We start from the raw sequence: 13819 nt of genomic DNA, 5'->3' as shown, positions 1-13819 counted from the left end.
TGCTGTCGCGAAAACGCCCTACAGTGTGGTGGGCGGTTTCGCGTAAGCAAACCGCCGTTTGCCATAACGCTATGGCTTTCCGAAGCGGTTCGACAATACGATTTTTTCGATCAACTGTTCCGCATCATCCAGTTCATGCTCATAAATATCGGTCCGATAGGCTTCGCCTTGGGTTTCGGTATGCGAGGCAAGCAGCGCGTCGCCTTTTTCGCTGGTCTTGATCCGGGTCAGGGTCGACAACCCCGGCTGCAGCGGATTTTTGCGCAGTTCCTCCGGATCGAGGCCGATACGGACCGGGACCCGTTCGGCAATATGGATAAAGTTGCCGGTGGCGTTGTCGGTCGGCAGCAGCGCGAACGGACTGCCGGTGCCGGGATTGATGCCCTGCACGCGGCCGTGGTACACGAGGCGGTCGCCGTAAGCGTCGACGCGGATTTCGGCAGGCTGGCCGGGACGGATGCCGGCGATCTGGTTTTCGAGATAATTCGCTTCGATCCAAAGGTCGTCGAGCGGCACGATTACCAGCAGCGGCGCGCCGGGCTTGATCTGGTCGCCAACCTCGGCGCGGCGTTTCGCGACATAGCCGGAAGCCGGCGCGAGAATATGGCGGCGCTTGTATTCCAGGTACGCCAAGCGCAGTTGGCTTTTGGCTTTTTCGACTAAAGGATGTTTGTCGACATCGACGCCTCCCACCTCGGCTTCGATGCCCGTTTTCTCCGCTTCGGCCTCCTTGATCGCGGCCTCCAGTTCCTCGATTTTGTCCCTGGCGTTTTGCACCTGCTGTTCGGAAGCGGCGCCGTCGCTAAAGGCGGCCAGATAGCGATTCAAATCGTGGCGGACCTGGTTCAGGGCCGCCTGCCTGGCCGCGATGCGCTGCCGCAAGGTTTGAATTCCCGCAGTCAGTTTTTCGAGATGGCGGACCGTTTCGCCGAGTTCGGCCTGCGCCTTTTCGAAATCCAGCTGCGCCCGAACGCCGTCGAGGCGCACCAGGACCTGCCCCTGGCGCACTCGTTGCGTGTTTTCGGCCAGTATTTCGACGACGGTGCCTTCGGTTTGCGCTTTCAGCGTAATCAGGTGGCCGGTCACGAAAGCGTCGTCGGTCGCGACCCATTCGCGGTTCGCAAACCACCAGTAAACCAAATAAGCGGCGACGCTCAGCAGTAACGTCAAGGTGACGGCGGCCAGCCGGCGCCTGCGGCGGCGGAGGATTTCCCTGGGGCGTATCGTTTTATGCATGGTTTCCTTTATTCAACGGCCTTGTTCAGATAGCCGCCGCCCAGAACGCGGGTGAGTTGTACGGCGGTTTTGCAATAATCGCCTTCGAGGCCGGCCAGCCGGAGACGTTGGAAGGAAACGGCCGTATTCGCTTCGATCAGGCCGCGGCGGTCGCTCAGCCCGGAACGGTACTCGCTTTCCGCCAGCCGCCGGGCCGTTTCCGCCGCGGCAAGCGTTTGCCGCTGCTCATTCACCTGTTCATCTATCTTTTGCCAGCCGGCCAGCGCGTCGGCGACTTCCTGCACCGCGTGCAGTACCTGGCCGTTGTAATGCTCGACCGCGGCGTCGTAGGCGGCCTCCCGATACTGGAGTTCGGCGCGCAGGCGTCCGCCTTCGAAAATCGGAAAGTCGATCGACGGACCGACCGCATAAGCGAGGCTCGACCCCTGCAAAATCACATCGGTCATGCTGACGCTGTGGAGCCCCGCAAAGGAGACGAGATTCACATCGGGATAAAATGCCGTTTTCGCGACATCAATCAGCTTCGCTTCGGCTTCGGCGCGCAGCCGCGCGGCCTGCACGTCGGGACGATGCGCGAGCAGGCGCAGCGGCAGGTCGTTCGGCAAGGGCAGCAGCCGGGGCAGGACCAGGGGAGCGGACGCGACTTGCCGCCCCCAGTCGGGTCCTTTCCCGGCCAGCGCCGCAAGGCGGTTTTGCAGCAGTTGGATTTCGGCGCGAATCGCCGCCTCCTGTTGCTTCGCATCGTTGAGGTCCATTTTCGCTTTCAACAGCGGCGCGGTGGACGAAAGTCCGGTGGAGAGCCGCGATTCGGCCCATTTGAGCCATTCGCTCCGCTCGGCGGTGAGGCGGGCGGCGGCGTCGAGCCGGGCCGATGCCGAAGCCAGATCGAAATAGGCGCCGGCGACCGCGGCCGAGAGCAGCAGGCGGGCGTCGGCCAGCTCGATCTCCGCAGCCATCGCCTTGCCGATCGCGGCTTCCAGCGCCGCCTTGTCCTCGCCCCACAAATCCAGGTGGTAGCGCAACACGAACGGATTGATCAACAGCTGCCGGAAATGTTCGCCCGCCAGTTTGGCCTGCACGCTGTTGGCGGAAAAACGTTGGGCGCTGAAACCGATATTGGCGTCGACGGTTGGATATTGATTGGCCGCCTCGGCATCGACCAGGGTTTGCGCCTGGCGCAGCCGCGCCTCGACGGTTTTGAGGGTCGGACTGTCGGCCAGCGCGGTTTCGACCAGCCGGTCCAACGCCGGTATCGCGAAGCTTTGCCACCATTTCTCCGAGGGCCAGCGGGGGCTGGCCGGCAATGCCTGTCGAGCCGCCGCCAGCGTCTTATCGACGCGCGGCATGGGGATTTTGCCGGCGCGCGCGCCGGGCTCGGGAAGCCAGGCGCAGGATGGAGCCAGGAGCAGCGCGCCCAGGCATGCGGCAAAGCGCCGCCGTAATGCGTTCATACTTCCCTCGCCAGCAGTTCCAGCGCGCGGCGCACCCACGGGAGGCGCCGCGGCTCCCGGGTCGGCTGCGCCAGCCAGACCAGCAGCGCCATTGCGGTGAAGGCGCAGCCGGCGATCCAGAAGGCATCGTTGACGCTGTGAATGGCCGCCTGCTGCTTGGCGATTTTCGCCAGTTGCACCGTAGCGGCCGGTTCCGCAAAGCCGGCGCCGGTCAGTGTCTCCATTGCCAGGCTGTAAGGCGGATCGAGCGGCGTCAGGGTTTCGGCCAGGCGGGTCATATGGAAAGGCGCGCGCCGGTAGAATACAACCGTTTGCAGCGAAATGCCGATCGCGCCGGCCGCGATCCGCATCAGGCCGGCAATATCCACCGCGCGGGGCTGTTGGGCCGGCGGCAAACCGTGCAGCATCAATGTGGTCAGCGGCCCGAAGAACGTGCCGAGGCAAATGCCTTCGATCAATTTAGGCCAGAACAACCGATCGAAAGACGCGGAATCGTCGAAGCGGCTCAGCCAGAAATAAACGCCCGCGAAGCCGAGCAGGTTGGCGCAGGCCAGCGGGCGGGCGTCGCAGCGTTTGACGACTTCATGAAAGACTCCCGCGACCGGCTTCGCGAAAATCGCCATCGGCAAAAACACAAGGCCCGCGAGGAACGAAGAATAGCCCATCGTTAGTTGCAGCTGCACGATCAGGAGCGACAGCAACCCCTGGAAAAACAGAAAACCGATCGAAAGCAGCAGTACCCCGATCGTGAAATTGCGGTGCGCGAATAAGCGGACGTCCAGGAAGGGCCGGCGTCTGCCGAGTTCCCAGACGATCCAGTACAACAGGGCGGCGATACAGATGACAATCAACGCATTCAGATAGCCCGAATTCGTCCAGTCCCAGTCGTTGCCCTGATTCAGCAGGGTCTGGAAGCTGCCCATCGCGACAGCCAGCAGGCCGAAGCCGATCCAGTCGAAATGGCTGAAGGCGGTTTTTGCGCCGCGCCCGTACAGCAAGGCGCCGACAATGCCGGCGATCGCGAGCGAGACGGGAACATTGAACAGAAACAGCCAGCGCCAGCCCAGATGGTCCGCGATCCAGCCGCCGAGCGGAGGGCCAAATGTGAACGGCGTCAGCGTGAACAGGCTCCAGACGCCAATGCCGACCGACTTTTTGCGGTCGGGATATTCTTTCAGAACCAGCGTCTGGCCCAAAGGCAGGGTTACGCCGCCCGCGAAACCGAGTACGACCCGTGCGGCCAGGTATCCGTAGAGTGAAGTGCTGTAGGCGCAGACGGCCGAAGCGGCCGCAAACAACATGAAGGCCCAGACGAACGGGCGGTATTCGCCCTTCTGCCGCGCAAACCACGAGCCGAGCGGAAAACCGAGCGCCAGGCTGGTCATGTAATCGGTCTGGGTCCAGGTCGCGAAGCTGGGCGGAATGGAAAGCCCGCCCGCCACGCGCGGCAGCATCGCGATATAGGCTCCCGCATTGAAAATCACCACCGCATGACCAAGGCCCAGACACAGGTTGAACAGCACGAAGCGCCAGCCGCGCAGCCGTTTGCTATAAATGAGGCCCATGCTATGAAGATTTCCTGACGGGGAAGGCGGTTGCGAAGCGTGTAGTCATACGGAAAATCCGCAGCATAAGATTTGGCAAACTCTCAAAAAATAGCGAATCGATACTATGATAAAGCAAAAACGGCGCGGCCCGATATTGCCGACGACCTTAAAGGCCGGCCCGTTAACGGCCGCCAGCGCCTCTGTCCGATTAATTAAGCGGGCACCGCTGGCTTTTTTTTTAATCCCGTCAGATCAAAAGTCCCCACATCAGCATACCCACGCCGATTGTGAAGGCCGATCCCCATTTCATTCGATCCGATGCCGATGAGGTATGCCAATAATCCAGCGTCACTGCACCCAACTGATGGCGTGTATCGATCCACTCGGCTTTGAATGCCTCGTACCAGCCCGGCAACCGGCGGCTCAGCCTGTAGAGGGAGGCCGCCGCAATCAGAAACAACAGGTAAAAAGTGACGACCTGCGCCGTATGGCGCGATGTATCGAACAAATGTTCGATGGCCGCATCGAAGACGTATTCGATGCCTTCGAAAGCCAAATCCAGGAGTTCGAGAAACAGTTCGAGCAACGTATCGAACAGCATATACGACAGGATTACGATCGGCAAACCGAAACCGATCTTCTGTTTTAGCGATATGCTCATAACCTTTCTCCACAAGCCGCTTCCGACTACGGAGTTGACAGTGCCGACAAGCGCACCGGCGTCAGGCCGATGTCCTGCATCGCCTCCGCGATCAGCCGGCCGCCGTTCTCGCGGATCGAAGCCTTGAACCTTTCGCCTTGCGGATAGAGCAGTGCGGGTATTGCCGTGTCGCCGACTACTAGCGATTTTTTGCTGGTCTTGGCGAGCACTTGACCCGTGTGCGGATCGATCAATTTGAGCAAGACCTGAAGGGACGTCTGGCCTTCGAAAATACGGTAGCGGCCGATGCCGACTTCGAGCACCGCGTCGGCTGTTTGCGCCCCTTCAAGGGATGCGGGAGCGTTCCGGGCGTACCATCGATCGACCGCTTCCCGCCAGTGTCCGATATACGCGGTGCGTTCTCCGGCGGCGATCGGCAGGCGGGCGGCTTGAGGCTTCAGGTCGGCCGTAATATGCGCGGCCTTCAACTGCGCTTCCGCGGCGGAGGCCAGTTCAAGCGTCGGCATCCAATAACCGGACAAGGCCGAAGCGTCGCCATTCGCCGACAGGTCGGCGATTTCCACGCTGTCGCCCTGCCCGACCTTGCCAGCGATCAGGATACCGCCAGGACTCCGGTACACGGCTTCCTGCGCAGTGCCAGTGCCGGGCAAAGCCAAAACCATATTGTATTCATGCGCGTAATTCGGCATCCGGGTTTCGAGCGGGTCGGGCAACACCTCCAGGGGCGGCGCCTCGACGGCCACTATTCTGACCGTCTTGATCGCCGACGCCGCCGCGCCGGGCAATCTGACCGTGGGAGCCGTCTGGCAGCCGGCCAGCATCAACGCCGGCAACAGCCAATACCAACCCTTTTGTGCGTATTTCTCGAACATCGCAAACCTCCTGCCTGAGCCCTGAAAGCGAAATTTATCTCTGCGCCGAAATGGACCGCCCGACTCGGTAGCGAATGACAATGACCCAGAATAGGGCGATCACTTTTAATTACCAATATAAATTCAATTTACAAATGAAACAAATGATTTATATTTGACTTTAATATCGAAAAAACAAATGGAAACGCGATGGATATCGAACAGATCCGTACTTTTTTGAGCGTAGCGGCGAACGGCAGCTTTCAGGAGGCGGCCAACCGCCTCTACGTGACGCAATCCACCGTCAGCATGCGCATCCAGCGCCTGGAAGAGTATCTGCGGGTGCCTTTGTTCGTGCGCAACCGGTCCGGGGCGCATTTGACCCAGCAGGGCAGGCGGTTCCTGAAGCATGCGAAATCGATGTTGTTGACGCTGGAGCAGGCGAAACACGATATCGGCCTGCCCAGCCGCTTTCGGGCCAGCATTACCGTCGGCGCGCGCATCGCGCTGTGGGAAACGATGCTGCCGCGCTGGATCGGCGAGATTCGCACGTCGTTGCCGGATGTGTCGCTGCGCTGCGACATCGGCTTTGAGGACGATTTGATGCGGCGGCTGATCGAGGGCACCGTGGATATCGGGATGATGTACGCCCCGCAGCACAGCCCGGGGCTGAAAGTCGAACATTTATTCGACGAGACGCTGGTGCTGCTGACTACCCGGCCGAACGACCCCTGGCCGGGAGACGACTATATCTATGTCGATTGGGGGCCCGAGTTTTACGCTCAGCACAGCGGCTTCTATCCCGATATGGAGCGACCCGCGCAAGTGGTCAATATCGGCTGGCTCGGCATTCAGTTGATTTTGTCCAACGGCGGCTCGTGTTTCCTGCCGATCCGGATGGCCGAATCCTTCGTCTGGGCAAGGCGCCTGCACCGCGTCCCCTGCAGTCCGGAATTCAAACTGCCGTCGTATATGGCATATCCGCTCGATACCGATTCGGCGGTACTGACGCAGGTGCTGGGCAATTTGCGCCGGCTGGCGACGGTCGAGCGGCAAACCCGTTACAGTTGAACGCTACCGCTTCCAAAGCCAATGTCTGTTCTGGCGGAACCGCTGGCGCGTTCCGCCTTACGCGGGTTACGCTACGCGAATCGGATCTACGCGGACCAAACAACCCGCGCAGGATGTGAGGGCTGTAGGGCGTTTTCGCGATAGCAAAACGCCAACAGGCTTCAAAGCGGGCGGATTGCCTGGCGGCGAATCCGCCCTACACAAGAGCCGTAGGATGTGTTGAACGCAGCGAAGCGCATCGATCGCGAACGATGGGCTTCGTGCCTCAGCCCATCCTTGTATTGGTAGTAGATTCACCGCCAGGCGAGCCGCCACAGTCAGATTGCCGGAATCAATTTGGCCAATTCGGGCTGGCTTAATTTGCTTATGGCGAACTCGGCATTTTGGCGCAGGCGCGGCCGGTAGTTGGCGGGCGCCCGGTTTTCCTTCAACAATTGCAGACAGATATCGAACGTTTCGCGGTAATGTCCCGTCCAGTAGGCCAGTACGGCATACTCGTCCCGCAAGCCGTAATCGGCTATCCAGGCTTCGACGAACAAGCCGGTGGCGGGGGGCGGCAGACGCAAGGCATGCCGCGCCAGAATGTAGCCTTGCTGGTATAAATTGTGGATCCGGCAGATACGGGCCGCGCCATGCAGCCCTTCCAGGCGGGTGGGCAGACTTTCATGCGCCGCCATGAAGGCCTGTACGATCTCGGCCGCCTCATGCCCTAAACGCTCTTTGAGGCGGGCGGCATTGAGCAGGCTGACAAAGACCTCTTCCCGCCAGAATCCCTGCCCTGCGCGGCGCAGGTAAGCCTGCAGCGCCGGCGCGTGATCGCCGCTGTCGCGATAACTTTGCGCCAGGTAAAAGGTATAGCGGGAAATCAGGAACGGATCGGTTTCCTCGGCCAGGGCGGCTTCCAGCAAACGGGCATCGTCCTGAAATTTTTGGGGGTTATGGCTGCGCGCGCTGTCCTGCAAGGGACGGTTGAAAAAGCCGCTGGCGCGCGCGCGGGACAACGGGGGCGGGCCGTCCAGATATTCATGCAAGACGCCCTTGTAGCAAAAGTCCAGCCGATTGCTGAACAACTGCGGCCTTGTATAACTGATATTGCCGTAGCGGGTTTCGATATCGTAAAGGTCCAGGGTCAGCCCCTGCTTGAAACGCTTCGGCTCGAAGCCGGGCTCATAGACCAGCACCTCGTCGGCATCGATCATCAGGCCATAGTCAATGTCCCGATGCTCCCGGAGCTTTTGCAGCGCAAAGCTGCGATTATAGGCAAAGTCGCGCCACGGCTCCTCGATCACTTCGCCGGGCACGGACCGTTCATGCAAAAACCGGCGAATCGCCGCTTGCGTGCCGTCCGTGGAACCGGTGTCCACGATCAGCACGTAGTCCGCCAAAGGCTGCACGTTTTCCAGACAGCGGCGGATGATCGGCGCTTCGTTTTTGACGATCATACACAGGCCGATACGGGCCATAAAACCTCCTGTAGTACATGCGGCAGGCCGGAAACCGGCCTGCCTCCCGATAAACGCAAGTGGGTTCTTCCCACTCTGGACAGAACCAGAAAAACAATTGTTCAACCGCGTAGGTCGGGCAACGGTTTTATCGTTGCCCGACGTCCATGTGGCGATCATGCTTCGGAATATGGCGCGGGTCTAAAACCCTGTCACTTTTCAAGGCATGGGAAATGTCGGGCACGAAAAGCGCGTGCCCGACCTACGCGACTGGACAGAACCAGAAAAACAATTGTTCAACCGCGTAGGTCGGGCAACGGCTTTATCGTTGCCCGACGTCCATGCGGCGGTCATGCCTCGGAATATGGCGCGGGTCTAAAACCCCGTCGCTTTTCAAGGCATGGGAAATGTCGGGCGCGAAAAGCGCGCGCCCGACCTACGCGACTGGACAGAACCAGAAAAACAATTGTTCAACCGCGTAGGTCGGGCAACGGTTTTATCGTTGCCCGACGTCCATGCGGCGGTCATGCCTCGGAATATGGCGCGGGTCTAAAACCCCGTCGCTTTTCAAGGCATGGGAAATGTCGGGCGCGAAAAGCGCGCGCCCGACCTACGCGACTTCCCACTCTGGACAGAACCAGAAAAACAATTGTTCAACCGCGTAGGTCGGGCAACGGTTTTATCGTTGCCCGACGTCCATGTGGCGATCATGCTTCGGAATATGGCGCGGGTCTAAAACCCTGTCACTTTTCAAGGCATGGGAAATGTCGGGCACGAAAAGCGCGTGCCCGACCTACGCGACTACACGACTCTGGACAGAACCAGAAAAACAATTGTTCAACCGCGTAGCCCGACGTCCATGTGGCGATCATGCTTCGGAATATGGCGCGAGTCTAAAACCCTGTCACTTTTCAAGGCGTGGGAAATGTCGGGCACGAAAAGCGCGTGCCCGACCTACACGACTTGCCGCGACCGGCACAACGTCCGCCGCACGCCGATACGGATATCGACATGGACGGATCGATTTTGTGCCGTTCGGCGCAATCGCCGTTACAGCTCCGGCTCTTAATCCAAGCGCAAGACGCTCAACTGCGCACCGACCCCGGCCTCGTCACTCAAAGTAAATGGTATCAACGAAAAATTACGGAGCGTGATTTTGTCGCCTGCATTCAGCTCCAAAATCGCCGTGCCGGAAACTTGGCCTGGTACAGCCAGGACGGGTACAGACGTTGACGGATTAGCCATGCCGTTGACTGTGATCGCTATTACGGATCCGAGACCGTCCGTGAGATTGACTTTATAATCGATCTTATAGGTGCCGGTCGAGGTTATGGACACAAATGCGTTGCTGGCGGTATGAGTAATTCCCTGCACCGGCCCGTTATCGAAAAGAGGAACGTCAACTCCTTCATCGACAACAACATTTTCTTCATACGCCGACTCATAATAGAAATAACCGAATGCTTCAATACCGGCACCGGTTGGGCCGGTTGGGCCTACGCCGCCTGTTGGGCCAATGTCACCCGCTGGGCCGGTTGGGCCTGTTTCTCCTGTTGGGCCGGCTGGGCCTGTTTCACCGGTCGCGCCCGTTGCTCCGGTAGCGCCCGCGCCCGTGGCACCAGTAGCGCCTGTCGCTCCGGCCGCGCCCGTGGCACCGGTAGCGCCTGCCGCGCCCGTGGCGCCGGCTGGGCCTGCCGCGCCCGTGGCGCCGGTTGCGCCCGCCGCTCCCGTGGCGCCGGCTGGACCTGCCGCGCCCGTGGCGCCCGTGGCGCCGGTTGCGCCTGCCGCGCCCGTGGCGCCGGCTGGACCTGCCGCGCCCGTGGCGCCGGTTGCGCCCGCCGCGCCCGTGGCGCCGGCTGGACCTGCCGCGCCCGTGGCGCCGGTTGCGCCTGCCGCGCCCGTGGCACCGGCCGGGCCCGCTGCGCCCGTGGCGCCGGCCGGACCCGCTTCACCGGTGGCGCCGGTAGCGCCGGCTGGACCCGCTGCGCCCGTGGCACCGGTAGCGCCTACCGCGCCCGTGGCGCCGGCTGGGCCCGCCACGCCCGTGGCACCGGTAGCGCCTGCCGCGCCCGTGGCACCGGCTGGGCCTGCCGCGCCCGTGGCGCCGGCTGGGCCTGCTGCACCCGTGGCACCGGCCGGGCCTTGCAGTCCTATCGGGCCTGCTTCGCCCGTGGCGCCCGTAGCCCCGGTGGCGCCTGTCGCTCCCTCCGTCCCGCCGCTGCCTTGTAAATCGACTAATTGCCAAAATTGGGAATTTTCGGTGGCGTTAGGTGTTTTGTTAACATTTGGGTTACGCGGCGCGTTCAGGACGGAAACGTAAAGTTTGCCGTCATAGCTCACTGCGCGGCCCACTTTGTATTTAATCGTGGAATTCCAGGCGCCCTCATAGGTTTTAATCGGCACGGCTTCCGCCGATGATACGCTCGCAGCCAGAATGGCGGATGCCAAAAGCGACTTGGTAAATTTTGTTTTCATTCATTTCCCTCAATAATTGCGCATTTCGATGATGTGATGCTCATGAAAAATGAGGGCCGCCTGTACTAACATCGGCCATCATTGGCCATCATTGGCCATCATTGGCCATCATTGGCCATCATTGGCCATCATTGGCCATCATTGGCCATCATTGGCCATCATTGGCCATCATTGGCCATCATTGGCCATCATTGGCCATCATTGGCCAAGCTCTTCCACATCCTTAAGTTTAGGTGAAGATACGCCAAAAAGCAAGGTCAGAGTTGTTAGAAAGCTGATGTCTTCCCCACCGGCTAGGGGGATTTATCTACAAGTAGGGAACTGGCGCTCCCTGAGTGGGACGGCGTTTATAATCCATGCCGTTAAGTACCGTAGGGCGTTTTCGCGATAGCAAAACGCCGACAGGCTTCAAAGCCATGGCGGATTGCCTGGCGGCGAATCCGCCCTACCCGGCCTTGCGGGATCTGTTTCCCGATCGGCTCGATCCCTGCCGTAGGGCGTTTTCGCGATAGCAAAACGCCGACAGGCTTCAAAGCCATGGCGGATTGCCTGGCGGCGAATCCGCCCTACCCGGCCTTGCGGGATCTGTTTCCCGATCGGCTCGATCCTTGCCGTAGGGCGTTTTCGCGATAGCAAAACGCCGACAGGCTTCAAAGCGATGGCGGATTGCCTGGCGGCGAATCCGCCCTACCCGGCCTTGCGGGATCTGTTTCCCGATCGGCTCGATCCATGCCGTAGGGCGTTTTCGCGATAGCAAAACGCCGACAGGCTTCAAAGCCATGGCGGATTGCCTGGCGGCGAATCCGCCCTACCCGGCCTTGCGGGATCTGTTTCCCGATCGGCTCGATCCTTGCCGTAGGGCGTTTTCGCGATAGCAAAACGCCGACAGGCTTCAAAGCCATGGCGGATTGCCTGGCGGCGAATCCGCCCTACCCGGCCTTGCGGGATCTGTTTCCCGATCGGCTCGATCCATGCCGTAGGGCGTTTTCGCGATAGCAAAACGCCGACAGGCTTCAAAGCGATGGCGGATTGCCTGGCGGCGAATCCGCCCTACCCATCCTACCTTGCTGGCGCTATTCGATGTTCTGGATCTGTTCCCTGATCTGCTCGATCAGCACTTTCAGTTCGATCGAGATTTTGGTGATTTCCTTGTCGGCCGATTTGGAGCCGAGCGTGTTCGCTTCGCGGTTCATTTCCTGCATCAGAAAATCGAGCCGCCGCCCGACCGGTTCGTTCTGCTCGATTACGCGCAGCACTTCCGTGATATGCGTTTCCAACCGGTCCAGTTCCTCGTCGATGTCGAGCTTTTGCGCCAGGAACACCAGTTCCTGTTCGAGGCGGTCGAAATCGGGCTGCGCGACCAGCTCCGCAATGCGGTCCTTCAGTTTGTTGCGGATCGCCTGCAGCACTTCCGGAATCCGTTTCCTCGCGGCGGCGGCGTGAAGCTGCATTTTCTTGCAGCGGTCGCGGATCAGGCTTTGCAGTTGCCGGCCTTCCCGTTCGCGTACCTCCAGCAGTTTCAGCAGGGTCTGGCCGACCAGTCCGGCGATACCCCGGCTCAGTGTTTCCTTGTCCAGCTCGGGCTCCTGCTGAATGCCCGGAAAGGCCAGCACATCGAGCGCGGAGAAGGACAACGGGCCGGTCATTTGCGCCTCGATTTGCTGGGCGGCGGCCAGCAGCGCGGCGACCGCTTCCCGGTTGACGAACAAACTCGGCGAGTCCTTGGCCAGTTTCTTAAAGGTCAGCGTGCATTCGATTTTGCCGCGGCTGATTTTCGCGGTGATCGCGGAACGGATATCGGCCTCGGCAAAACGCAGGCGCTCCGGCAGCTTGATCGAAATGTCGAGATAGCGGTGATTGACCGACCGCAGTTCACAATTGATCGTCAGCGCGCCGATCTCGGCCTCGCCGCTGGCAAACGCGGTCATACTTTTAGTCATTCATCACCTATAATAAACGGAGCTTTAAAGCGAAGTGGAAAGATGGCGGAATATTACGAACCCGAAACATATCCCAAAGAGTGGAATTATCTGCAAACCGGCACCATTATAGACCAGTATGTGATCGAACGGGAATTGGCGCACGGCGGATTCAGCTCGGTCTATCTGGCCCGGCAGACTTCCGATCAGGTGCAGGTTGCGATCAAGGAATACCTGCCGCGCAAATTGGCGCATCGGACCTGGAACAATGTGGTCGTGTTGAACGACGAGGAATCCCGCGTCATGTTCAGGCGCGGCCGCCGGTTGTTTTTCGAGGAGGCCCGGGTGCTCGCTACGCTGAAGCATCCGAATATCGTCGAGGTGATCAATTTCTTCGAAGCCAATTCGACCGTTTATATGGTGATGGTCTACAATTACGGCGTCACGCTCGAAAAATTACTGGTCAGGAAATCCTGGAATATCACCGAAGCGTTCGTCAAGGCGGTGTTCAATTCCTTATTGGACGGCGTCGGCTATATTCACCAGCACGGCTTTCTGCACCTGGACATCAAACCGGCCAATATTCTGGTGCAGCCCGGCAACGATTCGGTATTGCTCGATTTCGGCGCTTATCAGAGCTTTCCCTGCGCCAATCCCCAGCATAAGACCAAAGTGCTGACGAAAGGCTTTTCGCCGGTCGAGCAATATGATCTTTGCACTCCGCTCGGGCCGTGGACCGACATTTATGCGATAGGCGCCAGCATGCGCGTCTGCCTGGAAATGAAATCGCCGCAACCGGCTCCCGAACGGGCCGAAAAAGACGCCCTGGAGCCTGTGGTAAAATTGTTCAAGCGGAAATACTCCGAGCCGCTGTTGAACGCCATCGATTGGGCGATGGCGGTTTCTCCGCAAGACCGGCCGCAATCGGCCGCCGAACTCCGCGCGGCGCTAAACGCCGAAGCGTAGCCGTTTAGCTATTCACGATGGGTTTCGGCTGACGCCTCTCGGCAACTGCTCCATGCATTGCCCTACCTCCTGCATCCGTACCCATCCTACGGACTTTGACGCAATTGTAGGGTACGCTGTGCGTACCTTTTCACCCCGCCAATGGTACGCACAGCGTACCCTACAGCGGTTTGTATTCTTTGAGGTGTAGTCCAAGCCGG

At 60.0% G+C, this 13819-nt stretch carries 10 protein-coding genes; 2 read left to right on the top strand and 8 right to left on the bottom strand.

The features are described from left to right. Positions 1–69 precede the first annotated feature (69 nt). From CC94_RS0109455 to CC94_RS0109435, 5 genes are all read right to left on the bottom strand, one after another. Positions 70–1236 (bottom strand): HlyD/EmrA/EmrK family protein, encoded by a 1167-nt coding sequence (locus CC94_RS0109455; protein WP_005369264.1) that lies wholly within the window; start codon positions 1234–1236, stop codon positions 70–72. 8 nt (positions 1237–1244) lie between these two features. Next, positions 1245–2687: an efflux transporter outer membrane subunit gene (locus tag CC94_RS0109450; RefSeq protein ID WP_005369263.1), complete on the bottom strand. Its 1443-nt coding sequence runs from the start codon at positions 2685–2687 to the stop codon at positions 1245–1247. Further along, on the bottom strand, positions 2684–4252 hold the full coding sequence (locus CC94_RS0109445) for a DHA2 family efflux MFS transporter permease subunit (protein WP_031430619.1): 1569 nt from the start codon (positions 4250–4252) through the stop codon (positions 2684–2686). Before CC94_RS0109445 ends, CC94_RS0109450 begins: the two co-directional genes overlap by 4 nt. 229 nt (positions 4253–4481) lie before the next feature. Next, positions 4482–4895: a hypothetical protein gene (locus CC94_RS22285; RefSeq protein ID WP_005369258.1), complete on the bottom strand. Its 414-nt coding sequence runs from the start codon at positions 4893–4895 to the stop codon at positions 4482–4484. Between the two features lie 26 nt (positions 4896–4921). Continuing rightward, positions 4922–5767, bottom strand: coding sequence for a hypothetical protein (locus CC94_RS0109435; protein ID WP_005369256.1), 846 nt, complete (start codon positions 5765–5767; stop codon positions 4922–4924). Between the two features lie 189 nt (positions 5768–5956). On the opposite strand from CC94_RS0109435, the gene CC94_RS0109430 reads away from it, so the two are divergent. Further along, complete coding sequence (locus CC94_RS0109430; protein ID WP_005369251.1) at positions 5957–6817, top strand: LysR family transcriptional regulator; 861 nt, start codon at positions 5957–5959, stop codon at positions 6815–6817. Between the two features lie 317 nt (positions 6818–7134). Here the strand turns inward: CC94_RS0109430 and CC94_RS0109425 are convergent, their stop codons facing one another. The 3 genes from CC94_RS0109425 to CC94_RS0109415 all read right to left on the bottom strand — a co-directional run bounded on the left by CC94_RS0109425 (position 7135) and on the right by CC94_RS0109415 (position 12674). Then, positions 7135–8280 carry a glycosyltransferase family 2 protein gene (locus tag CC94_RS0109425; protein ID WP_031430616.1) on the bottom strand — a complete coding sequence of 382 codons (1146 nt, stop codon included), beginning with the start codon at positions 8278–8280 and terminating at the stop codon, positions 7135–7137. A gap of 1044 nt (positions 8281–9324) precedes the next feature. Continuing rightward, entirely contained in the window at positions 9325–10734 is a 1410-nt protein-coding gene (locus tag CC94_RS25040; protein ID WP_051911424.1) for a BclA C-terminal domain-containing protein, read from the bottom strand. Between the two features lie 1073 nt (positions 10735–11807). Continuing rightward, on the bottom strand, positions 11808–12674 hold the full coding sequence (locus CC94_RS0109415; protein ID WP_031430612.1) for a YicC/YloC family endoribonuclease: 867 nt from the start codon (positions 12672–12674) through the stop codon (positions 11808–11810). Between the two features lie 42 nt (positions 12675–12716). On the opposite strand from CC94_RS0109415, the gene CC94_RS0109410 reads away from it, so the two are divergent. Then, positions 12717–13619, top strand: a complete 903-nt coding sequence (locus CC94_RS0109410; RefSeq protein ID WP_031430611.1) for a serine/threonine protein kinase — start codon at positions 12717–12719, stop codon at positions 13617–13619. The last annotated feature ends 200 nt before the right edge of the window (positions 13620–13819 follow it).

The sequence above is a fragment of the Methylomicrobium agile genome (assembly GCF_000733855.1).
Classification (GTDB): Bacteria; Pseudomonadota; Gammaproteobacteria; order Methylococcales; family Methylomonadaceae; genus Methylomicrobium; species Methylomicrobium agile.
The sequence above is the reverse complement of the archived record's forward strand: the minus strand, read 5'-3'. Positions and strand labels throughout refer to the sequence as shown.

Coding starts and splice junctions, on each gene's coding strand:
- CC94_RS0109450 (WP_005369263.1), bottom strand. CDS start 2,687: ATGAACGCATTACGGCGGCGCTTTGCCGCATGCCTGGGCGCGCTGCTC.
- CC94_RS0109425 (WP_031430616.1), bottom strand. CDS start 8,280: ATGGCCCGTATCGGCCTGTGTATGATCGTCAAAAACGAAGCGCCGATC.
- CC94_RS0109455 (WP_005369264.1), bottom strand. CDS start 1,236: ATGCATAAAACGATACGCCCCAGGGAAATCCTCCGCCGCCGCAGGCGC.
- CC94_RS0109410 (WP_031430611.1), top strand. CDS start 12,717: ATGGCGGAATATTACGAACCCGAAACATATCCCAAAGAGTGGAATTAT.
- CC94_RS0109415 (WP_031430612.1), bottom strand. CDS start 12,674: ATGACTAAAAGTATGACCGCGTTTGCCAGCGGCGAGGCCGAGATCGGC.
- CC94_RS0109430 (WP_005369251.1), top strand. CDS start 5,957: ATGGATATCGAACAGATCCGTACTTTTTTGAGCGTAGCGGCGAACGGC.
- CC94_RS25040 (WP_051911424.1), bottom strand. CDS start 10,734: ATGAAAACAAAATTTACCAAGTCGCTTTTGGCATCCGCCATTCTGGCT.
- CC94_RS0109435 (WP_005369256.1), bottom strand. CDS start 5,767: ATGTTCGAGAAATACGCACAAAAGGGTTGGTATTGGCTGTTGCCGGCG.
- CC94_RS22285 (WP_005369258.1), bottom strand. CDS start 4,895: ATGAGCATATCGCTAAAACAGAAGATCGGTTTCGGTTTGCCGATCGTA.
- CC94_RS0109445 (WP_031430619.1), bottom strand. CDS start 4,252: ATGGGCCTCATTTATAGCAAACGGCTGCGCGGCTGGCGCTTCGTGCTG.